This window comes from Haloferax sp. YSSS75, assembly GCF_046764215.1.
Lineage (GTDB): Archaea > Halobacteriota > Halobacteria > Halobacteriales > Haloferacaceae > Haloferax.
The window spans coordinates 2351298-2377562 of record NZ_CP177206.1 but is presented as its reverse complement, the minus strand read 5'-3'; the positions used below and the strand labels follow the sequence as shown (position 1 = coordinate 2377562).

The window sequence follows — 26265 nt, the reverse complement described above, 5'->3', positions numbered from 1 at the left end:
CTTTGCGGGCTTACAGGTCGCGAACGGCAGCGACGGCGTCCTCGATAGACGGTGCGTCGAACCAGTCGTAGTCGACGTAGGCGTTGGTCCCGGCGCAGTAGACGTCCGACAGCGCCTGCACGATTTCGTCGGGGAGGTGCTCGGGTTCGACGGCACAGTTCTCGCGCCAGTTGGGTTCGCCCGTCTCGATGGCCTCCTGTTTGGCGGCCGAGACGGCGTCGACCCAGTCGGGTTGGACGCGCTTGTAGTACTGCCGGACGACTTCTTTGGACACCTGTTGGCCGTCGTACGAGAAGCGATTCTCGTCGAACGTGCCGACCACGTCTGCGACTTTGACGGTCCCGTCGTGGTAGAGACACTCGATTTTCCCGTCTTCGTGGGAGAACCCGGCGCGGGCGGCGTGGTCGGTCAGGATGTGGTTGACTGCGAGTGCGAGTTCTTCGAGTCGGTCCAGGTCGACGACCCCTGCGATGTCGTCTGCCTCGTCGCGGTCCAGATACCGGTCCTGTTCTTCGTACTTCGTGGAGAACTCGACGACTGGTTCGGGGAGGTCCACGGGTTCGTCTGGCCACTCGTCGTAGTCGAGTCCGTAGTCGGCAGGGGTACCGCGCTTCCGAAGGCTCGACCCCACGGGGACGGTGTTGCGGAAGACGATTTCCAGCGGGATGAGGTAGTTCTCGCCGGCGGCCTCGTGGTAGGCGTCGTAGTCGTACGCGCCGTCTTCGTGCGGGAGGTCCGGAACTTGCGTGAGTTCGATGGCCATCTCCGTCGGCGGCGACTCACACTCGCCGAGGTCTTTGACCTCGCCGTCTTCGAGTACCCCGAGGTAGTGCGTCGGGACGTGGTTGACGTCCAGCAGTTCGAAGTTGTACGCACCCATCAGACAGAGACTCGCACCCTTGTTCGGGATGTGGTCGGGCATCTCGCCCCAATCGAACACCGAGTAGCGGTCGGAGAAGACGAAGCGGCCCCGGCCGAGGTCGGTCGCCGTCGGTTCCTCCTCGACGCGGAAGTCCTTCACGCTAGTCATGGTCGCACCTCTGCACTCATCCCACTAAGAACCTTCCACTTCTGTGTGTATCTCGGGGTGTCACTCATCCAGATGTGTGCACAAACTCGAGTATTATCGACGTGCTGTGACGTTGCCGCGCCAATCACGGCGCTTTTTCCCGCGCACATCCTTGCCTCGGATATGGCCGCCGACATGGAACTCGACGCCGAACGTGTCGCCAGTCTGCTTCGCGACGCGGACACCGCCGTGGCACTGACCGGGGCGGGCATGAGCACTGCCTCGGGCATCCCGGACTTCCGTGGCGACGACGGCATCTGGAACACCGAGTTCGACCCGGCATCGTTCCACCGACGGCGATTCCTCGACGACCCTGCCGGATTCTGGCGCGACAGACTTCGACTCCACGAGCGGATGTTTCCCGACGACGTGGCGCCGAACTCGGGTCACGACGCACTCGCGGCGCTCGAATCGCGGGGCGTCCTCGACGCCGTCGTGACACAGAACACGGACGGACTCCACCACGAGGCGGGGTCAGAGCGCGTCGTCGAACTCCACGGCAACGCCGCAACCGTCGTCTGCGAAGACTGCGGGTCTCGGTTCGACGCCGAGATGGCCTACGAGCAGGTTCGCGACGACGACGTTCCAGCGACGTGCTCGGCGTGTGACGGCGTCGTCAAGCCCGCCGTCGTCCTCTTCGGGGAGCAACTCCCGCGCGCGGCGTTCGCCGAAGCGCGACAGTTAGCCGACGACGCAGACGTCTTTCTCGCGCTCGGGTCGTCGCTGTCGGTCCACCCTGCGGCGGGACTCGCCGAACAGGCCGCCCGAGACGGGTCGCTCGTCGTCGTCAACTTCGACCCGACGGAGTACGACGACAAGGCGACTCGAATCGTCCGCGCTGACCTCACGGTGTTTCTGCCAGCAGTCGAAAAACAGGTCTAACTCACTCGACGACGTGGCCGCAGTCTCTCATTCGAACTCTTCGCGGAGATACGCCCCGAGATACCCGCCGAGTGCGCCGAGTCCGACGGTGTAGAGCAGGATGACAGCGAGTCCGACGAGGACGACGACGACGAGTCCGAGGATACCGAGTCCGAACACGCCACGGGGGCCAGCGATAGCGAAGATGCTGAAGAAGGCGAGTGCGACGAAGCAGAACAAGACGGCGACGAGACTGACGAACAGTCCGGAGAGGGCCCCTGATTTCGTGCCGACGCCACGGTCTGTCCCAGTGAGATACCCCGCGAGTGCACCGCCGAGAATCGTCGACCCGGGGAGAGGCGAGAGGACGATGCTCGCGATTGCACCGACCAGTGCCGAAAATAGCAGACTCTCGCCGTCGTCAGTAGTCGGGTCGCGTTCGTCGAGCGACGCCTCAGCGGAGTCAGATGCCGTCGAGTGTTCCATACGCGACAGTTCACTTCCCGAGTGGGTAATCTTTTCTCCGGGCGTGGCTCCGGTCGCACCGACTCGTGTCGGTTTCGGCCGCCGCTACCGGGACCGTCCCGTTTTTACGACCGTAGCGCGTCCCTCACCATCATGACCGGTGCCGCCCGCGACGACTTCGGGTTCGACCACGTCCCTGAGACCGACCAGTCGTTCGAGGAGGCCTTGGCGAAGGCACGTGCGGGCGACCGACTGACGGTTAGCGACGGCGTCGAACTCATGACGACGGGCACCGACAGCGACGGAATCGACCCCGTCCGAAAAGAACTCGTCCTCGAAGCGGCGGACCGTCGCCGGGCCGAGGTGGTCGGCGACGACGTCACGTTCGTCGCCAACCTCAACAACAACGTGACGACAGCCTGTACGACCGGGTGTCTCTTCTGTAACTTCAAGAACACCGCCCACCTCTTCGAGTCCGATTCGGACGTCGCCCATCAGGGCTTCACCAAGACGCCCGAGGAGTCTCGCGACATCGTCGCGGACGCCGTCGAGATGGGAATCTACGAAGTCACGTCCGTCTCCGGCCTCCACCCGGCGCTCACCCTCGACGAGGAACACCGCGAGATTCTCCAGTCGTACGACAACCCCGCCGCCGAGGTGAACTACAAACCCCCCGAGACGTACGACACCGACCCCGGCACCTACGCCGAACAGATGGCCGCGATGTCCGTCGACGGCGTCCACGTTCACTCGATGACGCCCGAGGAGGCCCACCACGCCAAACGCGGCACCGACTGGAGTTACGAGGAAGTCTACCGCCGTCTCGCAGACGCTGGCCTCGACAGTGCGCCCGGAACCGCCGCGGAGATTCTCGTCCCCGAAGTCAGAGATGTCATCTGCCCCGGAAAAATCGGCACCGACGAGTGGGTCGCCGGGATGGAAGGCGCGATGAAAGCGGGCCTCGACGTGACGGCGACCATCATGTACGGTCACGTCGAAAACGAGATGCACCGCGTGATGCACTTAGACGTCGTCCGCGACTTGCAGGACCGTTACGGCGGTATCACGGAGTTCGTCCCGCTGTCGTTCGTCTATCAGAACACGCCGCTGTACGACCGTGGCCTCGTCACCGGCGGCGCGTCGGACGCCGAAGACGAACTCATGATTGCCGTCTCACGCCTCTATCTCGACAACGTCGACCACATCCAGTCGTCGTGGGTGAAGTTCGGCAACGCGAAGGCGCTCAAACTGCTCAACTGCGGTGCCGACGACCTGATGGGAACGATTCTCTCCGAGGAGATTACGAAACGCGCCGGCGGCGAGTTCGGCGAGTTCCGCTCGTTCGACGACTACGTGGAGATGATTACGGCCATCGGCCGTCGTCCGGTCGAACGCTCGACGGACTACCGAACCCGCCGACCACTGGACCCGAACGCCGACTCTCACGGCCCGATGCTCGGCCCGCGTGCCGACGGCACGCCGATGCTCGAACGACGGCGTGACCCGGCGACGGCCGACGATTGAGAGGGGTTCTCGTAGATGTTCGTAGAACCCGCTTCCGGTGACCGAAACGCAGAGCCGACTGCAGAGAACCAACGTAGACCGGTGGCTACGAGGACCCCTCTGACATGATGGCGACTACCCACGCGGCGGTGGGTCTCACCCTCGTCGTCCCGTTGATGTGGGTCGCACCGGAACTCGCGGGCGCCGCCGCCGTCGGTGCACTCGTCGGCGGCGTCTTCCCCGACGTGGACCTCTTCGTCGGCGTCCACCGCAAGTCGCTGCACTTCCCTGTCTACTACACAGTCGCCGCTGTACTGGTCGGGTCAGTCGCGTTCGTCTCTCCCTCTCCCGTCGCCGTCGGGGTGGCGTTCTTCTTCCTCTCGGCGGGACTCCACTCGATTACCGACTGGTTCGGTGCCGGTGACGAACTCCGTCCGTGGGACCGAACCTCGGACCGTGCCGTCTACGTCCATCCGGCGAAGCGATGGCTTCGCCCACGGTATCTCGTCCGATACGACGGCGCGCCCGAGGACCTCGGGTTGACGCTCCTGTTCGCCATCCCTCCGCTCTTGGTCTTCGACGGCGGCATTCGTCTTGCCGTCGTGGCGGGTGTCGCTATCGCACTGTTCTACACCGGGTTCAGAAAGCGCATGCCCGACTGGTTCGGCATCTGAGGCGCCGACCCGAGACTTCGCCCTATCGCTTCGGCGTCGAAAGCGGCCCCACACCGTTGGCGACATCCCGGAGTCGTCTCCCGTGAACGTCATCGTCGCGAAGTCGCTCGGCAATCGGTGGCCGAATCCACTCGCCCCCGTTCTGTGGTTCGGGTGCCGGTGACGTCGCGGCAGGACGAACGTCGTCGGGTAAGAATCGCTCGTAGACAGGTAACCGCTCTCGGAGCGGAACGCCCGCCTCGTCGGCGATGTCGGCGAGTTCTTGGAGCGCCGGCCACGCGTACTCCGGGTTCACGTAGTCGTCGGTGACGGGGGAGACACCGCCCAAATCGTCGACGCCGTAGTTCACGAGATTCGCCGCCTCCGAGAGGTTCGGTGGCACTTGCACGGAGACGTCTTCGGGGAGTGCGACCCGTGCCATCGCCACGACTCGGCGCATCGTCTCGATTGATGGACGTTCGAAGTCCGACCGGTCGTTCGGGACGACGTTCTGGACGATGACCTCCTGTACGTGGCCGTATCGCTCGTGGAGTTCGCGAATCGCGAGGAGACTCTCTGCTCTGTCGCGCCACGTCTCACCGATACCGACGAGGATACCCGTCGTGAAGGGGACACCCTCCTCGCCCGCCGCACGGATGGTGTTGAGTCGCTGGCCTGGCGTCTTCTTTCGCCCACCAGAGTGGGCAGCAACGTCCGCCGTCGTCTCCAGCATCACACCCATGCTGGCGTTTACGGGCGCGAGCGAGGCGAACTGCTCGCGAGTCAGGTCGCCGGGATTCGAGTGCGGGAGCAGACCCTCTTCGAGTGCGACTTCGCAGGCGGCGACGAGATAGTCGAGGATGTCGTCGTAGCCCCATTCGTCGAGTTGGCGGTGAATCTCGGTGTATCGTTCGTCGGGTGCGTCACCGAAGGTAAACAGCGCCTCCGTACACCCGGCGTCGGCACCCATGCGAACCACGTCTCGAACCTCGTCGAGCGACATGAGTGTCGCCTCGCCGGGCACGTCGTAGTAGGTGCAGTAGGTACACGTGTACCGACAGGCAGTCGTCAGCGGGAGAAACACGTTGCGCGAAAACGACAGGGATGCCGGTGCTTCGACCTGGTCGGGCGAAACCGAGAGGAGACGCTCGGTGTCTGCGTCGTCGACGTGGATATCGACTTCGTACTCGTCGGCACCGGGGAACATACCACTCGGTCTGCGACGGACCACTAAAAACGTGTCACTCACGGCGATTCGATAGTGAGAAGTCGAGCGTGGGCCGGGATTTTGGTGCCAGACACGACCCCGACCCGTGTCCGAAGAGGCGTTAGACGGCCGGTCCCGAAATGAAGGACTCGCCTCCCTACCGCAACGTTCGGACTCCACTTCGTTTCCCGCGTCGTCTCGAAGACGGCACGGGAGCGCGCGGCGGACGTTTGCCTCAGTTCCCGCCGGGCACACGAACACACCGCGCTTGTCAATGTATATCGTGAACTGTAATGGACCTATCGGCGACGGCGAATTGCAGTGACACGCCCGCCATCGGTGTCGAGTTCGACGCCAGCGGCCTCCACCCACTCGCCTGCACGCCCCTCACTGTGTAACAGCACCTCGACCAAGTCGTCCGATTCGTCGATATCGACGGCGAGGCGCATCGAGTCGACTTCGACGAACGACGCGCCGACGTCGGCCGCGATTGCTCGGTGGTCGGCGATGGATGCCCCATGATAGTCGACTCGGAAGTCCGGCGTTCGAACGACGAGTGCGTTCGTCCCGCCGCCGAGTCCGGGTGCGGCGACGACGTCGCCCGCCGTCTCGAACAGGCGAGTGAGCGCCGCCTCCGTCACGAGTGCGAGGTCAGCCATCACGATGGCTATCGGGTCGTCGCCACCGAGTTGGTCGTTGACCGCCTCGGTCAGCGGTCGGTCGTCGACGATGACTGGGACGTCCACGTCACCAGACATCGTCTGGTGGGCCGACGAGCGTTGCTCGTCGACCTCGACGGGCGCGTCTGCGAGGACGACTGGGTTCCCACCGGCCGCCTCGACAGTGTCGAGGACGTCCCGGAGCATCGCCAGTGCGAAGTCGCGTCGCTCGTCGGCGTCGAGAAATGGAGCAAGTCGCGTCTTCGGGGAGTCACCCCCGAACGGGACGACGACTCGCATACGTCGTTAGCCCAGTTTGTCGTAGGTCTGCTGCTGGGACTTCCAGTAGAAGAAGCCACCTGCGAGCAGCGCGACGACGACCAGACCACCGGCCGCGTAGATGAGCATCTGCGTCGTCTGACTCGACTGCTTGGCCTGGTTCGCTTTGGTCGTTGCGTCTTCAGCGAGGTTGGTCGCGAGGCCGAACTCTTCGCCCTCGAAGGCTTCCACAGCGTTGGTGAACTGGTTCTGTGCGTCCTGCGTGTTGGCACCACCGGCGGCGGCAATCGCCGCTTTGGCACCGTCGAGCGATTCGCGTGCTGCGGCACTCTCGTCGGTGTAGTGGTGTGCCGTCCACGTGTCGATGGTGTTACTGGAACCGCCTTCGCGGGTCTGGTTGAGCGTCATGACGGTGAACGACTGCGCCGGGTCGTAGGTGTAGTTCTCCACCGCCGGCGCCGTTCCGGTCACCGAGACTTCGACTTCACTGGTTCCGTCGTCGGCGACGACGTCCGCACCGGTGAAGTTCTGCCCGTCGAAGGACTGCTGGTCGACTTTCGCGCCCGTCTGGTCGTAGTACGTGACGGTCCACGTCACGTCCTCGAGTTCCGTCTCACCCTGGACACTCCAGGCTTCGAGTTGCGGGTTCTTGTACAGTTCGTCGAGCGTGACCGTTGCAGTCACTTTCGAACCGACCTGTGCCTCGGAGGGGACGTCCTCGGAGGCGACGCTCACCGCTCCTGCCGGAATCGTAGCGACCGACAGGAGGACGAGGAGCGCGAGGGCCAGCTTAGAAGAGCGACTCCAGTTCGTCCTCGTCATCGTTTATGAGGTTCTCCAGATTGGATTCGCTCTCCTGACGAATCTCCTCGATGTTGTCTTGGGCTTCGATAGCCACCTGCTGTAGCTCCTTGATGCGTGGCACGTTCGCCACGCCAGACAGGAGGATGACACTGGCGACTTTTCCGGCGCCCGGAATCGGGTAGTCGCCACCGCGAACTTCCATCGAACCGGTCTGCTCCTCGATCCATTTCCGCCCGCGCTCTATGCCTTTCCGGTTGAGATGCTCCGGCGGGCCAGCGAGGACGAGCAGGGCGCGCTCAGCACCTTCTATCTCACAGGGGAGTGTCAGGCGGCCGAGTGCGGCCTTGCGGACGAGGCTGGTGATACGGTTCGTGGTGTGTGCGGTGTCGAGGTTGTCGTCAGGTTCGTCACCGCCAGTGAGTCGCGACAGGAGGCCGCCGTTCTTCTTCTTCCGGGGTTCGACGCCCTCGGATGCGTAGCCGACAGTCGAGACGCCGCCACCGGCCAGCGTGTTGATAATCTCAGAGGAGTCGACGACGGACTCTGCGACGTTCTGTCCCTCCTTGACTTCGCCTGCGCCGAAGAGGACGCCGAAGCGGTTGACGATTTCTTCGTTGATTTCGTCGTAGCCGCCTTGGACGGACTCGCCGGTCTTTCGCCAGGCGTCGTTGTCGAACACGAGGAGGTTGTCGACTTCGCGGACGAACGTCTGGAACGACCGAGCGGCGTTGAGGGTGTAGATGCCACCCTCGTCGGACCCCGGCAGGATACCGAGGCCGTAGACGGGTTCGGTGTAGATTCGTTTGAGGTGTTTCGCAAGGACTGGCGCACCACCGGACCCGGTGCCACCACCGAGACCGGAGACCACGAGGAACGCATCGACTTCGTGGACGGGGATGCTATCGATTGCACCCTGTACCTCGTCGATGTCTTCCTCGGCAATCTCCGCACCGAGTTCGTTGTCCGCACCGACGCCGTGTCCCTTCACGCGGGACTGGCCGATGAGGACGCGCTGGTCCTTCGGAATATTCTTCAATCCAAGCAAGTCGGCTTTCGCAGAATTAACTGCGACTGCTGCGCGAACGATTCCGGCGTTGCGTTCGCGGTCGTACTCGACGAATTTGTCGACTACTTTTCCCCCGGCTTGCCCGAATCCGATCATTGCGAGCTTCATAGGTTCGGTCCCCTCGCCATTGCGTGAATGGAAGAACGAAGGCGGGCATAAGCGTTGTGGGATGTACGTGTAAGCACACTAAGATTTTAGGCGAAAAAAACGGGCAACATCGGCGGGGTGTTAATGAGTCGTTATGGGGGTAGACCCCCTTCAGAGTGCTGAAAAATCGTGTTTCATAACCAATTAACTAATAAATTATTCGAATCTCACGTGTTCGATTCGCTAACACTCTGAGAACCGTGATGTTCCAGTCTCGCTCGGGTCCGGATTAGGGCCGTTCGGAGAGGTAGGTTCCAAGCGTCTTCATCGAGTCCACTTCGACGCCGAAGGCACCAACGTCGTTGTCGTCGGTGGTGTTGTCGAACTTGAGCGAGCGATACTGGTCTTTCCCCATCGGGAACCCGGGAACGGCACCGAGGACAGAGAGCCCGACGCCCGCGAGGGCCATCGGGAGCGGGACGATGCTGATAGACTTGCCTTCAGCATCGTAGACCATCTCGGTGATTTGGCGCAGGTCGAGTTTCTCCGGGCCACCGATGGTGTACGTCTTTCCGACGTGGTCGTCGTCTTCGACTGCGTCGGCGAGCATCGGGACGAGGTCACCGACCCAGATGGGTTGGAAGCGCGTCTTTCCGTTTCCGGGGAGTGGATAGAGCGGGACGCCCGGTGCGAACATCCCTTTGAGACGCTTGGTGAACGAGACGAACTCGCCACCATCACCGAAGACGACCGACGGCCGGAAGATGACCCAGTCGAGGCCCGACGACTCGACTGCATGCTCTGCGTGGCCCTTCGACCGAATGTACGCCGTGTCGCCATCGGGGTCGGCACCGAGCGCACTCATCTGGACCAGTCGCGAGACGTCGTTTGTTTCGGCCGCCTTCACGACGTTCTCGGTGCCCTGCCAGTGGACGATGTCGTGCATCTTGTTGCCGCCTTTCGGTTCGAACAGCGGGGAGAGTGCGACGAGGTTGACGACGACATCTTTGCCGTCGAAGGCCTCGGTGAGTGACTCGTAGTCGGTCACGTCGCCAACCGCAGTCTCGACCCCGTCGGGGAGATTCTCACTGCCGGGTGACCGAGACATCGCGGTGACACTGTGTCCACGGGACTGGAGTTCGTCACACAGGTGTGTGCCGATAAACCCACTTCCGCCGACGACAAGGACTTCCATACCGTATTATCCGGTGGAACGAGGGTAAAGCTAACGGGCAATGTGAGTCGAATTCGCCTCCGAAAAGTCCGATTAGAAACGTTTCGTTCGGCCGGTCGAACGACAGCATCGTGTCGGGGACGTGAACCGCGACCAGTTCGGGGTGCTTTTTCTTCGGGGGCGATTCAGTGGAGGTATGCTCGTCACGCTCGAGGGACTCGACGGAAGCGGCAAGACCACCGTCTGGGAGGCCCTCCACGACGTCTATCCGGATGCAGTCTTCACCCGCGAACCGACCGACGATTCGTGGTACGGTGACGCGGTCAACCGCGCCATCGGCGACGACGACGCCGACCCACTGGCGACGCTCTTTCTCTTTACTGCCGACCACGCGGACCACCTCTCTCGGGTCGTCCGACCCGCCCTCGCCGACGGCGAACTCGTCATCTCTGACCGCTACTCCGACTCGCGGTACGCCTACCAGGGCGCGTCACTCCGCGACAGCGACATCGAACGCCCCATGGAGTACATCATGGGTATCCACACGGCGTTCACTCGCCCGCCGGACAAGACCATCTACCTCGACGTCGACCCCGAGACGGCGGCAGCTCGAAGCGGCAAGACCAACAAGTTCGAGCAGTCCGGCTATCTCGCAGAGGTCCACGCGAACTACGAACGACTCATCGAAGCGGAACCAGAGCGGTTCGTGCGAGTCGACGCGACCCAACCCCCGGAAGACGTGCTCGACGAGGTAGAGCGCGCACTCGAAACGATTCTCGACGGCGAGTAAGTCGCACTCGTCTCCTCGTCGCTACCGGGAGTCAGGGAGGTTCTCGAACTCTTCTGGTGGCGGGACGTAGAGCGTGTCGATAGTAAAGCCGAGAGCGAGCGGCATCCCTATCATCACGCCGAAGGCGGCGAGTGGACTCCCGAGGTCCACCCCGATGCCGAGGACGCCCGAGAAGACGAGCGTCGAGAAGAACAACACCAGCGGGATGAGGAACAACGCGTAGAGGACGTAGCCCCACTGCGTCTTCAGTCGAAGGCGGAAAAAGCGAGTCATGACCGCCGCGACGAGCGTGTGCAGGCCGATGACGCCGACCATGAGCACGAGGTTGACCACCGAGACCATACCCCGGCTTAGGTGGCAGTGGTCTTTGGCCTGTCGCTCTCGGCGGTCCAGAATGCGAAGGGGAACGAGAAACAAGGGACGTTTATCACGAAGGACCGTGACCCACCGCCATGCACCGACTCATCGCAGAGCGCGGGTTGGACGGCACGGGCTTTTCCGAGGACGACGCCCGCGCCGCTCTCCGCGACATGATTCGAGCGCGACGGTTCGACGAGCGTGCACTCGCCCTCCAGCGCCGAGGGTGGATGAGCGGCTATCCACCGTTCCGCGGGCAGGAGGCGTCGCAAATCGGCGCGGCACACGCGATGCGCGAAGAAGACGTGTTGTTGCCGACGTATCGGTCGAACGCTCTCCAGATTGCACGCGGTGTGCCGCCGAGCGATATCTTCCTCTTCCGCCGTGGCTACGCCGAGTACGAATCGGACCACGACGTCCCAGTCTTCCCACAGGCCGTTCCGATTGCGAGTCAGATTCCGCACGCCGCCGGTGTCGGCATGGCCGCGAACTACCGCGACGATGACTACGCGGCTTTGGTCTGCTTTGGCGACGGTGCGACGTCCGAGGGCGACTTCCACGAGGGACTCAACTTCGCTGGCGTCTTCGACGCACCGGTCGTCTTCTTCTGTGAGAACAACGGCTACGCGATTTCGTTGCCACGAGAACGCCAGACGGCCAGCGAGTCTATCGCGGTGAAAGCAGAGGCCTACGGCATCGACAGCATGCAAGTCGACGGCAACGACCCACTCGCCGTCAGAGAAGCGGTCGAACAGGGACTGGAGAAAGCCCGTGACGGCGACCCGGTGCTCATCGAGGCACTCACGTATCGGCAGGGGCCCCACACCACCGCCGACGACCCATCACGGTACCGCGACGACGAACCTGACCTCCCCGAGTGGCGGGTTCGCGACCCACTGGAACGATTCGAGGAGTTCTGCCGCGAGGAGGGCATCGTCGACGACGAACTCGTCGAGTCGATGTACGAAGACGCCAACGAAGAACTGGCCGAAGCAGTCGAGACGGCAGAGGCGACGCCGGAACCGGGACCGGACGAATTGTTCGACTACATCTACGAGGACCTGCCGCCAGAACTCGCTCGCGAACGCGAGGAACACATGGCGTTCGTCGACGAACACGGACCGTTCGACATCGAGCGCTGAGTTCGCACCCTCACTTCTCAGTCGGCGCGAACGCCGGCGCTATTCGTCCAGCGAGATGTACGTCTTCGTGTCGGTGACGCCCTGCAGTCCCTGAACGCGACTGGACGCCGTCTTCAACACTTCGTAGACTTCTCCGGTGTCGACTTCGGCGATGATGTCGTACGCACCGGCGACGATGTGGGCCTCCGTCACTGTCTCCAGTTCGCGGATTGGTCCGAGTAACTGCTCGGACTCACCAGCGCCGGTCTTCACCATGATGAAGGCGTGAACCATGTGTGAGATATTCTACCACATCATGCAAAAGCCTTGCCTCACCCGAAAACGGTATGCTCACCACGATGCGGGGTAAGGTTATTTGCCTCCCCCGACATACCGTACTCGTATGCGGTTCGTTATCATTGGTGCTGGACGGGTTGGTCTGCGTACTGCCCGCGTCCTTCGGGAGGAAGGACACGAAATCGTTCTCGTCGAGTTGGACCCGAACCGGGTCAAGCAGGCACAAGAGCGAGAGTTCGACGTCGTCGAGGGCGATGGGTCCCACGAAGACGTCCTCCTGGAGGCTGGAATCGAGAACGCCGACGCGCTGGGAGCGCTCACTGCCGACCTCAACGTGAACTTCGCGGCGTGTATGATCGGCAAACACTTCGGGTGTCGGACGGTCATCCGCATCGACGAAGACTACCGCGAAGAGGTCTACCAGAAGTACGCCCGCGAGGTAGACGAAATCGTCTACCCCGAGCGCCTCGGCGCTATCGGCGCGAAGAACGCACTCCTCGGCGGGTCGATTCGAGCGATTGCGGACATCGCTCAGCACCTGCAGGTCATCCTCGTGACGGTGACCAAGGGGTCGCCCATGAACGGGTACAGTATCGAGGAAGTCGCACTCCCGGCGAACGCACGGCTCCTCGCGTTCGGTAAAAAGGACGAACCGATGGGCATCCCGCTCCCGGACGACTCGCTGGAGACCGGTGACCGTGTCGCCGTCCTCGCTGACTTCGACGTCCTCGACGACGTTCGACAACTGCTCGTCGGTGACGATGCTGTCGTCGCAGCAGGGGGTGCGTGACGATGGTCCACGCCTACATCATGGTCAAAGCCGCCGCCGTGAGCGACGGTATCGACCACCTGAAAGACGAACTCCTGGCCGTCGACCACGGTATCGTGAGTGCCCACATCGTCGCCGGCGACGTCGACTTCATCGTGAAAGTAGACGTCGACACGCCGGCGGACGTAAAGGACATCGCCGGTGGGCTCCAGGCCATCCAAGGAATCGAAGACACGCAAACCTACATCGCGATGGACTGAGGCGGTACCGGACGACCCACCGTTGCGCTCGACGCCCGCACCGACCTGTTCTCTCGACAGACGGACGTTGTGTCTCGACTGTTCGGCGGCGACCCCCGCGACTGAACACGTGAGTGAAACGTTCGTCTCGCTGGCCAAAATCTTGATTATACGAAGCAAAAATCTTCAGTCACTGTCCGAACGGAGACAGTTGCAGACAGTTCGATACTGACGAGACTGCCCGACAGCGGACAGTTTACGTTCGGACTGGCGACTCGACCGACGCCGACCGGTTCTGACGGAGGTGGGTTTCGGGAAGGCGTGCCGCCGCACGAGGGGTACGGCGACGACTACAGACGTCGCCGCGGCGGTCACGGGGCCGACGAGACGGTGTGGACCGGGGTGACTCGGTCACGCCTTCGGGTACGCAGACGTTCTGGCCGCCGTCGCTCCGCCGAGTCCGCTCACGTCCGAATTCTTTCGCACGGTGACAGACGCAGAGCGACCGCTCTCTCGTCTGTGACCGATGCTGAACGAGGCTCGACGGCCGACAGACCGGCCGGACGAACACAGGAGAGGCCGTACTCAGAATCCCGTCCCGGCGGCGTCACGTGCTCGACTCATGATGCTCGTCACCGGTTCGGTGTACTCGTATCCGGGGATGATACCCTCCACGTACGTCCCTTCGACGTAGTCGATGACTGCGCCGGCGTCGTCGACACCGCGGCGTTCGTTGATGTCCGCGAACGTCGTCTGAACGACTGCTTCGTCTGCGACACGGCGGACTGCCGGGTCGAGTTCGTGGTCGCCCGCGATGACGCCGTTGATATCTTCGATTCGAAGTTCGAACGTCTCGTACCACCCGTCTTCGACGATGTCGGCGACGTCGTCGGCGACGACTGCCGACAGCATGGGGACGCGAACCTCGACGTCGAACTCGACGTGGCCACTATCCGTAGTGTCGACGCTGACGACTCCGTCGAACGGCGTCGTCACCGACTCGAAGGTTCGCGCTGTGACCTGCTCGAACGACCCGTGGTCCCCGAATGCCCGACGGACACGCCCGGGGATGTCGTCTTCGCTCATAGCGAGACGAACGGCCTCACGAGAGAAAAACTCGTTGCGTCATCGTGAGCGTCGAACCGCCAGATAGCTCCTGAGTGGACAGAATGGCGGCATGTTTAAGTATCTCGCCGCACTCCTTTCAAGTGACGCTTCGCTTTGGAGGGCCGAAGCGTCAGCGGGGACCAATCTAGGGCGGCAATTCCCGCACGGGCCGCTCCCGTGCGGTTGCCTATCCCTTTCTGACGAAACTGATTGTCGAGCGAATAGTCCGTTATTCGCCGTGGATATTTGCGTCGGTGAGCGACTGCTCCGCCCGTGCATATTTAATCCCGCTGACACCAACTAGTGAGCGAAGACTATGCGAGTTCACTTCTCCGAGCAGGCGTTCGACTACCAGACGCTTCGAGCGATGGCGTACACGACGTTCGGTGGGGCCGAACCCGGAGAAGTGCTGGCGACGGTTGCTCGAATCGAGCCCGGAGACACCGATTCGTGGTACACGGAGTGGAAGACGACTGCCGAACGTGTCGAACGGCAGGGAGACGACGCATCGCGGGCAGGGAACGACCGAACCGCGTGCCGTGCGTTTCTCCGGGCGCACAACTACTACCGGAGCGCCGAGTTCTTTCTCGACCCGTCCGACCCGCGGCGTCGGCCCACCTACGAGCGCAGTCGTGAGACGTTCCGGGCGGGCGTGTCTCGTCTCGAGACACCTGTCGAGACAATCGAGATACAGTACGAGGGAACCACGCTCCCGGGCTATCTGTTCCTCCCGGATAGCGACCCCGGGACAGGGCCGTCTCCGACAGTCGTCTGCCTCGGCGGATTCGACTCGGTTGCCGAGGAACTCTACTTCCTCTGTGGCGTCCCCGAAGCACTCGCACGAGGGTACGCCGTCGTCCTCTTCGACGGTCCCGGGCAGGGTGCACCACTCCGCTACGAGGGCCTGACCGCACGCCGCGACTGGGAGCACGTCGTCGGACCGGTCCTCGATACACTCACCGCCGACGAACGGGTCGACACCGAGCGAATCGGACTCGTCGGTGTGAGCTTCGGCGGGTACTACGCGCCCCGGGCCGCGGCGTTCGAAGACCGAATCACCGCCTGTGTCGCGTTCGACCACATGCACGACCTGTGGCGTGCTGCCGCCTACGAAATGCCGCGATTTGCCGAACTCATGCGTCGAACACCCGACGTCGTCGTGAACGGACTGGCGGCACTCGGTGGGCGGTTCAGCGTCGAATCACGGTGGTTGATGGCGAACTCGAAGTGGGTGTTCGGCGTCGATTCGGCCGCCGCCGTCCAGCGGACGCTCCGGGACTACTCACTTTCGGGCGTCGCTCACGAAATCGAGTGTCCGATGCTCGTTCTCGCCGGCGAAGACGACCACTTCGTCCCACTCGGTCTGGCACAGGAGTTCGTCGACGAACTGACCTGTCCCACGACGCTTCGCGTGTTCTCGACCGAAGAAGGAGCAGGCGAACACTGCCAGGTCGGCAATCTGACGCTGGCGACCAGCGTGATATACGACTGGTTCGACGAGACGATAGCGGAGGCGTGAGGTTACGCGTCGCCCGGCCCCGACCCGTCGGTGGCGAGTTCGGCCATCGTCGGTGAGGACATCGCTCTGGATTCCGAGTCGGTGTCCGTGCTGTTCCCGTGGTCGGATTCGCCGTCGGTCCCGACTTCGAACCGGTCTGCGAGCGACCGAAGGTCGTCCGTCGTCGCCGAGAGTTCCTGCATCTGCCCCGCGACGCCCATCATCGCGTCGTTCTGGTCACGGGCCGCACCGGCGACGTCCGCCGCTTCGCTCTGTGTCTCTGCTGCGATTTCGGCCGCCTCGTCTGCGAGGCGGGCGACGGACTGTGCGGCGGATGCCTGTGACGCCGTCGCCTCGTCTATCGCCGCGACGCCGTCGTCGACTTCTTCGAGTCGGTCTACCGCGTCGTCGATAGCCTCGACGCTCTCGGCAACCGTCTCGGCACCGCTGGAGACGCGTTCCCTCGCGGCGCGAACGTCCGCGACTGTGCCGTCTGCTGCCGCCTCGACTTCCGTTATCGACTCGGCGATTTCGTTCGTCGCCTCGCTCGTCTCTTCTGCGAGTTCTTTCACACTCTCTGCGACCACGGCGAACCCGGCGCCTGCTTCGCCTGCCCGTGCGGCCTCGATGGAGGCGTTGAGTGCGAGCAGGTTCGTCTGGTCGGCGATGTCGTCGATGAGGTCGACCACCTCGGCGATGTCGGCGACGTCTTCCCGTAGTTGCTCGGCACCGTCGGCGGCGGCGGCCACTCGGTCGTCGATTGCGGCCATCTCTTCGTGGACGGCGGCACTCGCGTCACGGCCGGTTTCGCCGTGCTCGCTGGCCTCGCTCGCGAGTGAGGCGAGTTCGTCTGCGGAGGCCGCGACTTCTTCGACCGTCGCCGAGAGGTCCTGCATCTCTGCGGACACGTCGCCGAGGAGCGTCGCTTGCTCTGTGGCCCCCTCGGAGATGTCTGCAGTTCCGCGCTCGACGCGTTCGGACGCCGCTGTGACCTCTTCGGTACCAGCAGTGACTCGTTCGCCAGCGCTATCGGCCGTCGTCGCGAACGCGGTGACCTGCCCAATCGTCGCTTCTAAATCGGCCAGCATCGCGTCGATTCCCTCGCCGACGCCCGCCATGGCATCGTCGTCCGGTGAGGCGGACGTTCGAACCGTCAGGTCGCCACCTGCGGCCCGGTCCATCGTCTCTCGGTAGTCGCTCGCGGCGCTCGCAAGGTCTTCGTGCGTCTCTTCGGCAGCTTCGATGCGCTCTCTGAGCGCGTCGCGCATCTCCGCGAACGCGTCTGTCAACGCACCGAACTCGTCGACGCGCGTCGTCGACAGGTCCACGTCGAGGTCACCGCCAGCGAGTGCATCGGCGCGGGTCCGGAGTCGCCGCAACGAGAGAACGGTTCCCCGACCGATGACGAGACCAAGGAGGGCGAGTCCAGCGAGTCCGACACCGACGAGAATCGCGATATCTCGTTCGACGAACTGCGCGACTGCGTAGGCGTTCTCCGGTGGTGCGTCGACGATGACGGCCCAGTTCGTCCCGTCGACTGGTGCGTGTGCGACGACTGACCCGTCGCGCTCGACGACGCCAGAGTCGCCTTCCAGTGCCGCGTCGAGCGCCGGTGTCGCGTCGCCGCCCCGATACTCCGTGAGGACGTTACTCCCGTATCTGTCGAAGGCGACGACGCCGTCTTCGGTGACAACCTGCGTGTGCGACCCCTCGATTGGTTCGCTGAGCGTCTCGGCGTGACGAGTCGCATCGACGACGACCATCACGACGGCGTCTCGCCCTGCGACCGGACTCATGAACGCGAGTCGTTCGCCGCCACCGTATCGGTACACTTCCGAGACTGCGACCCGGTTCGGGTTGAGCATCGTCAACGACCCCTTCGTCCACGAGATATCGAGGTCCTCGACAGTCTTCGTCTCGAGTACGCTGTCGGTACTCCGGACGATGTCCCGGTTCGAGGGCTTGACGTAGTGGATGGCGAGCACTTCGTCGGGGAGGTTCTCTTTCTCAGCATCGAGAACGGGGGCGATTTGGTCTGGGTTCCCCGACCGAACCGCGTTGTACTCCGAGAGCATCCGGGCGGTCCGCGAGTATCCATCGACCCAACTCGACAACTCTTCTGCTTCTAAGGTCGCGACCATCTCGAGTTCGGAATGGGCGTCTCCTCTGACCTCATCGCCGACCATATCCGTGACGTAGAGGCCGAAACCACCCATCACTCCGGCGACGACGAGGATGACGAGAAGGAACTTCCGGAGATAGCTTCGCCTGAGTATCTCCGGGACGAACGTGGCGAGTCTCATGCTATTCGTCCGCAAGCAGATGGGACCTAAAGCGTTGCCCCGCCAGGTATCAATCCTAATAATTTCGGATGGGTGCAGTGGCCATCCTCACAGGCCACGAGAGCGTGTCAGAACAGTTCGTTCACCGTGACGCCGAGAGCGACTGCCGCCGCGCCTGTCGCGCCCCCACCCGTCGCCACGTACATCGGGAGCGCCGACACCACACCACCGCCGATACCCGCGACTAAACAGAGCGCCATACCGACGAGGGCGACGTCGAACCGCGACGGTGCGTCCTGGGGGACCACGGTCTAATTACATATTATTACAGTATCTGTCAAAGGATTTGCGGAAGCGGGACTACTCTCCTCGCTCGTGGACGTCGTCTCCGTCCACCTCGGCCGTCCATTCGGATGGTTCGGCCGCCGGTCGTTCCGCCTCGGCGGTTTCGAGTCTGTCGAGTGTGCGTTCACGCTCACCGAGTACCGATGCATCACGGAGTCCGAGCGAGATGGCGACGTCGAGACACCGCCTCGCTTCTTCGTACTGGCCTCGTTCCGCGAGGAAGTACCCCCGGTTGTACCACGCGTGTGGGTGTCGTGGGTCGAGTTCGACTGCTCGCTCTGCGTGTTCGAGCGGTTCGGACGAGTCGCCGAGTTCCCACAGCGCGTACGCGAGATTCATCTCCGCGATTGCCGCGTGGTCGTTGTCGTCGTCGATTCGGAGGGCTTCCCGTGCGGCACCGATGGCCTCGTCGTACTCTCCCAGTTGGGAGTGGGCGACGCCCTTGTTCACCCACGCCTCCTGGGCCTCGACGGAGTCTTCGTCGGCGTAAGCAATCGCCCGTCCGAAACTATCGACCGCCTGTTCGTACTCTTCGATGGCGACGTACGCCAGTCCAATCTCGACGAGTGCCGGGACGTCGACGTCGTCGGGGACGACCTGTGACTCGTCGACGATGTCGGCGAGGACGTAGTCGTCCGTCGGGTCCACGAGTCTGGTGTTCACCCGCAGTTCCGGGGGGTCGAAGTCGAACCCTTCGTACGGATTGCCGAACCCGTCCCCGTCGGAGTACCGGTGGTCACGCGTCGAAGTCATCTGTTACTGTTGGTGCGGAGACGTGATAACATGGCCGAATAGGTGACCATACTGCTGTGTTCTGGGTCCTTCCCCGATATCACCGTCTCTGTCCGTCCGCTATCACTCCGTTTACGTTCGGTAAATACTCGGTCGTGAAAACCAGACAGTGTGCGATTCGAGACTATCGAGAGCGTCGCTGGCTACCGATTTGCTGAGAATTCGCTATCTAATAATGGTTTATTACATGACATGTGGCCAAATTGCTTAAATACTCTTGGTTTGCATCCAAAGTCAACTGGGGTGGACTCTAATCCACGGGTGGTGTACGGATTGATTCTCCCGGAGGAGTGCTCCGGAGATGCCGTCCCCTTTTAGAGCTGACCCAGGTCGCAACCCAACCATGAAATTAGGTATCATTGGTGTCGGCAATGCCGGTAGCAAAATTGTCGACAAGATGGTCGAATTCGAGTCGCTCACGAACCGAAAACTCTGCCGCCACGTGATGGTGATAAACACCGCACGGACGGACCTCTCCAAACCGGACCACATCCCGGAAGAACGACGAATTCTCATCGGAGACACGCACCAGAAGGCCAAGGGCCACGGTGTCGGCGGCGACGTCGACGTCGGTGCAGAAGTCGCCAGAAACGACATGGACGAGATTCGCCGCGCGTTCGACGACGTGGACATCCACGAAGTGGATGCCATTCTCGTCTGTGCATCGCTCGGTGGCGGCACCGGCAGCGGTGCCGGGCCAGTCGTCATCAACGAACTGCAGAAGATGTACGACGAACCGGTGTACGGACTGGGCGTCCTCCCCGGAAAGTACGAAGGCGGTCGGCCGGCGCTGAACGCGGCCCGTTCGCTCCAGTCGTTCGTCAACAACACGGACAACTTCATCGCCTTCGACAACGACGCGTGGCGCTCGAAAGACCAGACGGTCGGCGAGGGCTACGAGGGGATGAACCGCGAACTGGCGACGCGTCTCGTCACCCTCCTCGGTGCCGGTGAGTACGACGAACCGACGGTGGCCGAGAACGCGATGGACTCCAGTGACATCATGCGGACGCTCGACACTGGCGGCATCTCCTCTATCGGGTACGCGTCGACGTCGGTAGAGAACGGCGATGGCTTACTCAAGCGGTTCCGCGAGGACCACGAAGTCGAAGACACGTCCAACTCCGCGGCGAAGATTAACGGCCTCGTCCGCCGAGCGGTGAACTCTCGACTCACGCTGCCGTGTGAACCATCGAGCGCAGACCGGGCGCTCATCGTCCTCTCTGGCCCGCCCTCGGAACTCTCGCGGAAGGGACTCGAGAGCGCCCGCGAGTGGATAGAAAACGAAGTCGATACGGTGGAAGTGCTCGCCGGCGACGACCCACGAGAGAACGCGTCTGCCCTCTCTGCGGTCGTCTTGCTGTCGAACGTCACCGAGACCCCTCGAATCGAAACCATCCAAGAGCAGGCAGTCGATGCACAGGAGAAGATTGCCGAACAGGAGGCCGTCCGCGAAGAGGAGATATCCGAGCTGATAACGGACAAGGACGGCAAAATCGACCCGGTCATCTGACCATGACTCCCGTGAACCGGGAGGTAGCACACACCTCTCAGGGAGTGGTGCGATGAAACTCGCAGTCGTCGGCGTCGGGAACGCGGGGAGTCGTATCGTCAATCAGGTCTTGGAGTTCGAATCGGAGACGGGTCGGAACCTCTGTAACGGGAACTCCCTGCTCATCAACTCGACGCCTCCCGCGTTCGACGTCCCCGAGCACGTCCCCGAAGAGCGCCGCCTGACTATCGGCGACGTCTACTGGGAAGCTGACGGTGAAGACATCGACGGTGACCCGGACCTTGCGGCCGAAATCGCACGCGAAGAGAAGAACGACATCATCCGCGCGTTCGACCTCATCGAGTTCCATCAGGTAGACGGCATCCTCGTCGTCGCCGGACTCGGGCGCGGAACCGGTGGCGGTGCCGGTGCCGTCGTCATCGACCAGTTGAAAAATATCTGTGACGAACCGGTGTACGCAGTCGGTGTCCTCCCCGCCACTTCCGAAGGCGAGGAACCCGCGTTGACCGCCGCGCGGACGCTCCAATCGTTCGTCGCCAAGGCGGACAACGTCATCACCTTCGACAACGAGGCGTGGCAGGACGCCGACGTCGAGTCTGTGGGGCGTCTGGAACCTGACGCCGACGATTCGGCCGACGACGTGGCCGTGACAGACGACGATGTGTCCACCGACGCTGACGACGCTGCCGATGCTGACGACGCTGTCGCCTCCACCGCCGCCGACTCCACCGGCGCGTTCGAACACATGAACGCCGCGTTGGCCGAACGACTCGTCACGCTGTTCGCCGCAGGCGAGTTCCGCGGGAACACGGAGTCCGAAAACCGGATGGACCCGAGTGACATCATGCGGACGCTCGACACCGGCGGCATCTCGTCTATCGGGTACGCCTCTCTCGACTTGCCACAGGCCGGTGGAATCCGGTCGTGGGTTCGCTCGATGAGCGACCGCTTCTCGTGGATGCCCGACTCCGACTGGGCGAACCGGCCCGAGACGGACGACGACGACACCGCGACTGACGCGGCGAAGATAAACAGACTCGTCCGGAAAGCGGCGACGTCGAAGTTGACGCTCCCGTGTGAGATATCGAGTGCCGACCGGGCACTCATCGTCCTCACTGGTCCGTCGCGAACGCTCTCTCGCAAGGGCTTCGAAGGTGGTCGGTACTGGCTCGAACGAGAGGCCGACATCGTCGAGGTGATGGCCGGCGACGAACCGCACGACCGAGCCTCGTCGCTCACCGTGGTCATCCTGTTTTCGAACGTGACGGACGTCGACAGAATCAAAGAGATTCAGCAGACGGCTCTCGAACACCAAGAGACCCTGAGCGCCGAGGGTGCAACCGTCGGGACGGCTGATTCGCCATGACCGACCCGATGGGCGGAGACTGGGACCGGACTCCCTGGTGGCTTCCGGCGTGGCTCGCGAGCATGGTCACCGGGATGCGAATCGACTTGCAGTGGTTGCACACGACGTGGATGGAACTCGTCTTCACCCGGGACCGCAGCAACTCTGTGGTCGAGAACAGAAAACCGGAGAGCACCGGTGGTGCCGCCGCGTACCGACTGTGGGGCGCACTCGGTGCGCTCGTTCTCCTCGTCGTGTACCCGCTCTTCGTTCTGGGGTTGGCGACGCGGTTCTACGCCCACCGAATCGACCGATTCACCGCGGGCCTCGGCTTCGCCGGTGTGGCGGTCTTTTCGGTTCTCGTCTGGGGTCTCTTCTCTGCCGCGACGTACATCTCACCCATCGCGTTCGAAGGGTTCGTCGCCGTCGTCGTCGCTGGCGTCGTCGCGACACTCTCTGCCGTCCTCGCACTGTACTTCAGGCGTCTCGATGGGCGGGCCGTGACCGTCCTTCTCGCGTATCCACTCGGGGTCACCGCTATCTTCCTGCCACCCGTCGTCGCGTCGCTCTACTCTCCGACGCTGGCGTCTATCGTCTTCCCGAGTTCCACGTCACTGGCAATCTGGATTCTGAACAACCTCCTCGACTTCGCCGGCATCGCCGCGTTCATCCGCGCGTCGTTCGAGTTGCAGGGCCTCGCCTACGTCGGCATGTGGTTCGGCCTCGCAGTTCCAGTCGGATGGTTCCTCGGCGGACTCGTCACGCTCGTCGATGGCGTGCGGGAGTCGGGAGCCTCGAAACCTGTCGACGACGGTGGGTCGAAGTTGTACTGACACGGACTATTTTTCGGTGACACCGGCGGTTTTACGCGGGTCATCGTCGTTCATCTTCGGCGGGCGGCGAACAGCGTCTTCACACCGTGTTCTTCGCACCACTCGAGGTACTCCTCGTCGGACAGTGACTCGACTACCTCTTTCGACGCTGGACTGTCGTAACTCGTGAGTTTGTAGCCATTCGAGTGCGACGCGCTCAGAAACGCAAGCACCTCGCGTTCGTCGCGAAAACGGGCCAAGAGACGTGGATAGCGGTCTTCTATAAACCGGGCTGTTGGACTGTCCCCGGTCACCTCACCGACGAGTGTGACACGAGCGATTATCTCCGACGTCTCGTCGTCCCAGTCCATGTCGTGGACGCGGAGCTCGGGAATCATACCCGCCCGACGACAGGGGCCACGGTAAGTATTACGCCGACATCGAAGCGGTCTGCGACTGGGGACGCATCGCTCTCTCACCGTCGTTCGCCGATGAAAATGCGGGGGACGAGATTGTGAACCGAGCCGAGACGGTCACCCTCGCTATCGCTCGGGTGCTGCAACTCGTCGGGTTCAAATCTCTCTGGCCGCACTTGACACTCGTCACGTTCGTTCCTCGGTACAAGTGCGGGGGACGAGATTTGAACTCGCGAATCCCTACGGAAGCGGATCTTAAGTCCGCCGCTTTTGGCCTGGCTCAGCCACCCCCGCGCAGTTGACCGTTCTCGGAGGAATAGAAAAGTGCTTTCGTTTTACCAGTCGACCGACAGCGTCCCGTCACCGTTCGGGTCCGGGGCGAGTTCCTCGTCGGTTCGACGGTCGATGACGTGGATGACGCCGCGACCCTTCTTGGCCGGGCACACCTCCGCAGCGCGGATGTTCTCGTCGAGTTCGTCCTCACCGACGAAGTACGACTTCGCACGGGCGAGTCCGGTTTCGAGGTCCATCTCCCAGTTGTCGGCGACTTCTGCGCACCGGCCTGCCCCGAAGCACTTGTTCGCCTCGAAGATTATCTTGTAGGGCTTCTCTTCGACCGGTGGTGCGTTCTCGTCGGTGCCGAACTCACTCGGCTTTGGTCGCTCGGACTCCTCACTCATCGGCGGTGCTTACAACCGACCGGACTTTGCGCTGTCGGTCGGCGGTCACCACTTCCCGGTGAGACTATCGGGTGTGAGACCCAACTGGAAACGATGGGTTCGGCACCGCGCGAACGGTTCGGTGACCACTTTCGGACAGCGACGGCGAGCGAACGCCGTCGGTTCGTCGCCGACCTGTGGACGGCGCGGGGATGGGAGACGACGCTCGAAGACACACGAGTCGTCGCTCGGAGAGGGTCACAGACACGACGCATCGCAGTCGTCTCGGGCGGGTGGTTCGGTCTGCGACCCACGGTTCCGGACGACGCCGACGTCGTCGTCGCACTCACCGACATCTCGTCGGCAGCAGCACGCGTCGTCTCGGTAGACGAACTCTACGAACAGGTCCGCTACGGCCTCCCAGCAGACGTGGGCAATCGACTCGTCGAAACTCACTTCGGGGAGTCGTTCGACGACATGTCCCACCCGTCTTCGACGCGCGTGTCAGTTCTCGGGTCGTCTCGGTCGGCAGTTGTCGTCCTCGCCGCCGTCGCACTTCTCGTCGCGGCCATCGTCGCGACTGCCGGTGTTCCGGGTGTCGTTCCGGGATTGGGGGCGTCACCGGAGATGGCCCAATCGACACCGACGGCGACACCGACGCCCGACCCGACGCCGACACCCGAACCACGGTCCATCGCCCCCGGCGTGACGACAGCGGGTATCGAAAACGCGACACTGCTGGCCGATGCACACCGCCAGGCCGTCTCGAACGAGTCGTATCAGTGGACGCTCGGCTATTTCGAATCGATTGCCGGCGACGAAATCGGGCGCGAAGTCGAGACTATTCGTGTCGAAGAACCGCACGTCTACGTCTCGGAGGTGCATCGCGTCAGTTGGGCAGGGCTCAGAGCGTACCCACGCCCGACTGCGTCGGAGGATTCCTACGCCGACGGCACTACCCGATACGCTCGCCGGCCGAACGAACCCGACGGTATCGCCGCCCGCGTCCTCGACCCGGCCGTACTCGACGGGCCCGGGAGACAGGCCACCCGTGCGGAACGCTACGTCGTGTGGTATCTCTCGACAGAACAGTCCCGGGTGGTAAACTCGACAGTCGAAGATGGCGTCGAAGTGTACCGAATCGAGGGCAGTGGAAACGACTTTCCCCGCTCTCGCGACTACGAATTCGTCGCGTTCGTCGACGAAACTGGATTCGTCCGCTCGATGCGCGTCACCTACGAGACGCGTGACGGACTCGGCATCACCGTCTGGTCCGAATACGACTCGGTCGGCAATACGTCGGTGGAACCACCACTGTGGGTCCTCCGCGCGAGTCAGACGACGCCCGAGTGACAGCGATTACCGCTCGATGTCGACGGATTCGAGGACGATGTCGGACACTGGCTTGTCGTTGCGGTCGGTCGGCACCGAACCGATATCCTCGACGATGTCCATGCCGTCGACGACTTCACCGAAGACGGCGTGCTTGCCGTCGAGGTGGGGTTGGGCGTCGAGCGTGATGAAGAACTGCGACCCGTTCGTGTTGGGTCCGCGGTTCGCCATCGAGAGGATACCGGCACCGTCGTGGCCGAGGTCCGAGTGGAACTCGTCGTCGAAGGTGTAGCCCGGCCCACCGCGTCCGGTTCCGGTCGGGTCCCCACACTGAATCATGAAGTTGCTGATGATACGGTGAAAGAGGATGTCCTCGTAGAGGGGTTCGCCCTCCATCGTCTCGTCCGTCTCGGGGTGGACCCACGTCTTCTCGCCCGTGGCGAGGCCGATAAAGTTCTCGACGGTGTTCGGAACCTTGTCCTCGAAGAGTTCGACTGTGATGTCGCCCTTGTTGGTGTGGAGCGTGGCAGTTGGGTTGTCGCTCATACTTCGTTCGTCGGGCGGGCGAGTGAAAACCGTGCCGCCTTCGACACGGGAAGTCGGTCACGACGGGCGAAATGACGCGTGTGTACATCCCTGGCTGTCGGGTGTGTTCGCTCGTGGAATCCGGATGTGAGCGCTCGTGGAACGGTGGTGTGTGCGTCCCTGTGGAACGGGTGTGTACGGACTCTACAACTCATATCCGTCTATTTCGGATACTATCG

The 26265-nt window shown here is 62.8% G+C and carries 28 protein-coding genes and 1 tRNA gene; 12 read left to right on the top strand and 17 right to left on the bottom strand.

Features of this window, described 5'->3' with window-relative positions; translation table 11 throughout:
* Window positions 1-10 precede the first annotated feature (10 nt).
* Entirely contained in the window at window positions 11-1030 is a 1020-nt protein-coding gene (locus tag ACK3R5_RS12595; RefSeq protein WP_411967183.1) for a phosphoribosylaminoimidazolesuccinocarboxamide synthase, read from the bottom strand.
* 162 nt (window positions 1031-1192) lie between these two features.
* Between ACK3R5_RS12595 and ACK3R5_RS12590 the strand changes: the two genes are divergently transcribed.
* Window positions 1193-1951: a Sir2 family NAD-dependent protein deacetylase gene (locus tag ACK3R5_RS12590; protein WP_411967182.1), complete on the top strand. Its 759-nt coding sequence runs from the start codon at window positions 1193-1195 to the stop codon at window positions 1949-1951.
* A gap of 27 nt (window positions 1952-1978) precedes the next feature.
* Here the strand turns inward: ACK3R5_RS12590 and ACK3R5_RS12585 are convergent, their stop codons facing one another.
* Window positions 1979-2416: a DUF5518 domain-containing protein gene (locus ACK3R5_RS12585; RefSeq protein WP_411967181.1), complete on the bottom strand. Its 438-nt coding sequence runs from the start codon at window positions 2414-2416 to the stop codon at window positions 1979-1981.
* Between the two features lie 132 nt (window positions 2417-2548).
* Between ACK3R5_RS12585 and cofH the strand changes: the two genes are divergently transcribed.
* Both cofH and ACK3R5_RS12575 read left to right on the top strand, forming a co-directional pair.
* Window positions 2549-3919, top strand: a complete 1371-nt coding sequence (cofH, locus tag ACK3R5_RS12580) for a 7,8-didemethyl-8-hydroxy-5-deazariboflavin synthase subunit CofH (protein WP_411967180.1) — start codon at window positions 2549-2551, stop codon at window positions 3917-3919.
* A gap of 104 nt (window positions 3920-4023) precedes the next feature.
* Window positions 4024-4572, top strand: coding sequence for a metal-dependent hydrolase (locus ACK3R5_RS12575; protein ID WP_411967179.1), 549 nt, complete (start codon window positions 4024-4026; stop codon window positions 4570-4572).
* Window positions 4573-4594: 22 nt separating this feature from the next.
* Here the strand turns inward: ACK3R5_RS12575 and cofG are convergent, their stop codons facing one another.
* From cofG to ACK3R5_RS12550, 5 genes are all read right to left on the bottom strand, one after another.
* Entirely contained in the window at window positions 4595-5758 is a 1164-nt protein-coding gene (cofG, locus tag ACK3R5_RS12570) for a 7,8-didemethyl-8-hydroxy-5-deazariboflavin synthase subunit CofG (protein ID WP_411967178.1), read from the bottom strand.
* 299 nt (window positions 5759-6057) lie between these two features.
* On the bottom strand, window positions 6058-6717 hold the full coding sequence (gene cofC, locus ACK3R5_RS12565) for a 2-phospho-L-lactate guanylyltransferase (RefSeq protein ID WP_411967177.1): 660 nt from the start codon (window positions 6715-6717) through the stop codon (window positions 6058-6060).
* 6 nt (window positions 6718-6723) lie between these two features.
* Window positions 6724-7518 carry a hypothetical protein gene (locus ACK3R5_RS12560; RefSeq protein ID WP_411964399.1) on the bottom strand — a complete coding sequence of 265 codons (795 nt, stop codon included), beginning with the start codon at window positions 7516-7518 and terminating at the stop codon, window positions 6724-6726.
* Window positions 7487-8674, bottom strand: a complete 1188-nt coding sequence (locus ACK3R5_RS12555) for a tubulin/FtsZ family protein (RefSeq protein WP_151112577.1) — start codon at window positions 8672-8674, stop codon at window positions 7487-7489. Before ACK3R5_RS12555 ends, ACK3R5_RS12560 begins: the two co-directional genes overlap by 32 nt.
* Window positions 8675-8942: 268 nt before the next feature.
* Window positions 8943-9848, bottom strand: a complete 906-nt coding sequence (locus tag ACK3R5_RS12550) for a complex I NDUFA9 subunit family protein (RefSeq protein WP_411967176.1) — start codon at window positions 9846-9848, stop codon at window positions 8943-8945.
* Window positions 9849-10023: 175 nt separating this feature from the next.
* On the opposite strand from ACK3R5_RS12550, the gene tmk reads away from it, so the two are divergent.
* Window positions 10024-10617, top strand: coding sequence for a dTMP kinase (tmk, locus tag ACK3R5_RS12545; protein ID WP_411967175.1), 594 nt, complete (start codon window positions 10024-10026; stop codon window positions 10615-10617).
* A 21-nt stretch (window positions 10618-10638) separates the two neighbouring features.
* Here tmk and ACK3R5_RS12540 read toward each other — a convergent pair whose 3' ends face one another.
* Complete coding sequence (locus ACK3R5_RS12540) at window positions 10639-10959, bottom strand: hypothetical protein (RefSeq protein WP_411964396.1); 321 nt, start codon at window positions 10957-10959, stop codon at window positions 10639-10641.
* A 110-nt stretch (window positions 10960-11069) separates the two neighbouring features.
* Here ACK3R5_RS12540 and ACK3R5_RS12535 point away from each other — a divergent pair, with 110 nt between their 5' ends.
* Entirely contained in the window at window positions 11070-12116 is a 1047-nt protein-coding gene (locus tag ACK3R5_RS12535) for a thiamine pyrophosphate-dependent enzyme (RefSeq protein WP_411964395.1), read from the top strand.
* 39 nt (window positions 12117-12155) lie between these two features.
* Here ACK3R5_RS12535 and ACK3R5_RS12530 read toward each other — a convergent pair whose 3' ends face one another.
* Window positions 12156-12389 (bottom strand): Lrp/AsnC ligand binding domain-containing protein, encoded by a 234-nt coding sequence (locus ACK3R5_RS12530; RefSeq protein ID WP_411964394.1) that lies wholly within the window; start codon window positions 12387-12389, stop codon window positions 12156-12158.
* Between the two features lie 109 nt (window positions 12390-12498).
* Between ACK3R5_RS12530 and ACK3R5_RS12525 the strand changes: the two genes are divergently transcribed.
* Window positions 12499-13182, top strand: coding sequence for a potassium channel family protein (locus ACK3R5_RS12525; RefSeq protein WP_411967174.1), 684 nt, complete (start codon window positions 12499-12501; stop codon window positions 13180-13182).
* A 2-nt stretch (window positions 13183-13184) separates the two neighbouring features.
* Complete coding sequence (locus ACK3R5_RS12520; RefSeq protein ID WP_411964392.1) at window positions 13185-13421, top strand: Lrp/AsnC ligand binding domain-containing protein; 237 nt, start codon at window positions 13185-13187, stop codon at window positions 13419-13421.
* 564 nt (window positions 13422-13985) lie between these two features.
* Here the strand turns inward: ACK3R5_RS12520 and ACK3R5_RS12515 are convergent.
* Window positions 13986-14486: a DUF5813 family protein gene (locus ACK3R5_RS12515; protein ID WP_411964391.1), complete on the bottom strand. Its 501-nt coding sequence runs from the start codon at window positions 14484-14486 to the stop codon at window positions 13986-13988.
* A gap of 337 nt (window positions 14487-14823) precedes the next feature.
* On the opposite strand from ACK3R5_RS12515, the gene ACK3R5_RS12510 reads away from it, so the two are divergent.
* Entirely contained in the window at window positions 14824-16026 is a 1203-nt protein-coding gene (locus ACK3R5_RS12510; protein WP_411967173.1) for an alpha/beta hydrolase family protein, read from the top strand.
* A 2-nt stretch (window positions 16027-16028) separates the two neighbouring features.
* Here the strand turns inward: ACK3R5_RS12510 and ACK3R5_RS12505 are convergent, their stop codons facing one another.
* The 3 genes from ACK3R5_RS12505 to ACK3R5_RS12495 form a co-directional block, all read right to left on the bottom strand.
* Window positions 16029-18308 (bottom strand): methyl-accepting chemotaxis protein, encoded by a 2280-nt coding sequence (locus tag ACK3R5_RS12505; protein WP_411967172.1) that lies wholly within the window; start codon window positions 18306-18308, stop codon window positions 16029-16031.
* A gap of 107 nt (window positions 18309-18415) precedes the next feature.
* On the bottom strand, window positions 18416-18595 hold the full coding sequence (locus tag ACK3R5_RS12500; protein ID WP_411964388.1) for a hypothetical protein: 180 nt from the start codon (window positions 18593-18595) through the stop codon (window positions 18416-18418).
* Between the two features lie 52 nt (window positions 18596-18647).
* Complete coding sequence (locus ACK3R5_RS12495) at window positions 18648-19385, bottom strand: tetratricopeptide repeat protein (protein WP_411967171.1); 738 nt, start codon at window positions 19383-19385, stop codon at window positions 18648-18650.
* Between the two features lie 382 nt (window positions 19386-19767).
* Here ACK3R5_RS12495 and ACK3R5_RS12490 point away from each other — a divergent pair, with 382 nt between their 5' ends.
* Genes ACK3R5_RS12490 through ACK3R5_RS12480 form a run of 3 tightly spaced genes read left to right on the top strand, consistent with a single transcriptional unit; the run spans window position 19768 to window position 23115 of the window.
* Window positions 19768-20937 carry a tubulin/FtsZ family protein gene (locus ACK3R5_RS12490; RefSeq protein WP_411964386.1) on the top strand — a complete coding sequence of 390 codons (1170 nt, stop codon included), beginning with the start codon at window positions 19768-19770 and terminating at the stop codon, window positions 20935-20937.
* Between the two features lie 52 nt (window positions 20938-20989).
* Window positions 20990-22303 (top strand): tubulin/FtsZ family protein, encoded by a 1314-nt coding sequence (locus ACK3R5_RS12485; protein WP_411967170.1) that lies wholly within the window; start codon window positions 20990-20992, stop codon window positions 22301-22303.
* Window positions 22300-23115: a hypothetical protein gene (locus ACK3R5_RS12480; RefSeq protein WP_411967169.1), complete on the top strand. Its 816-nt coding sequence runs from the start codon at window positions 22300-22302 to the stop codon at window positions 23113-23115. Before ACK3R5_RS12485 ends, ACK3R5_RS12480 begins: the two co-directional genes overlap by 4 nt.
* Before the next feature lie 50 nt (window positions 23116-23165).
* Here ACK3R5_RS12480 and ACK3R5_RS12475 read toward each other — a convergent pair whose 3' ends face one another.
* The 3 genes from ACK3R5_RS12475 to ACK3R5_RS12465 all read right to left on the bottom strand — a co-directional run bounded on the left by ACK3R5_RS12475 (window position 23166) and on the right by ACK3R5_RS12465 (window position 24190).
* Window positions 23166-23492: a hypothetical protein gene (locus tag ACK3R5_RS12475; RefSeq protein ID WP_411964383.1), complete on the bottom strand. Its 327-nt coding sequence runs from the start codon at window positions 23490-23492 to the stop codon at window positions 23166-23168.
* Between the two features lie 227 nt (window positions 23493-23719).
* A tRNA-Leu gene (locus ACK3R5_RS12470) sits at window positions 23720-23804 on the bottom strand.
* Between the two features lie 41 nt (window positions 23805-23845).
* Window positions 23846-24190 carry a ferredoxin gene (locus ACK3R5_RS12465; RefSeq protein WP_411964382.1) on the bottom strand — a complete coding sequence of 115 codons (345 nt, stop codon included), beginning with the start codon at window positions 24188-24190 and terminating at the stop codon, window positions 23846-23848.
* Window positions 24191-24283: 93 nt separating this feature from the next.
* Here ACK3R5_RS12465 and ACK3R5_RS12460 point away from each other — a divergent pair, with 93 nt between their 5' ends.
* Window positions 24284-25522: a hypothetical protein gene (locus ACK3R5_RS12460; RefSeq protein WP_411967168.1), complete on the top strand. Its 1239-nt coding sequence runs from the start codon at window positions 24284-24286 to the stop codon at window positions 25520-25522.
* A gap of 6 nt (window positions 25523-25528) precedes the next feature.
* Here ACK3R5_RS12460 and ACK3R5_RS12455 read toward each other — a convergent pair whose 3' ends face one another.
* A complete protein-coding gene (locus ACK3R5_RS12455) occupies window positions 25529-26047 on the bottom strand; it encodes a peptidylprolyl isomerase (RefSeq protein WP_411967167.1) in 519 nt (172 codons plus the stop codon).
* Window positions 26048-26265: the final 218 nt, after the last annotated feature.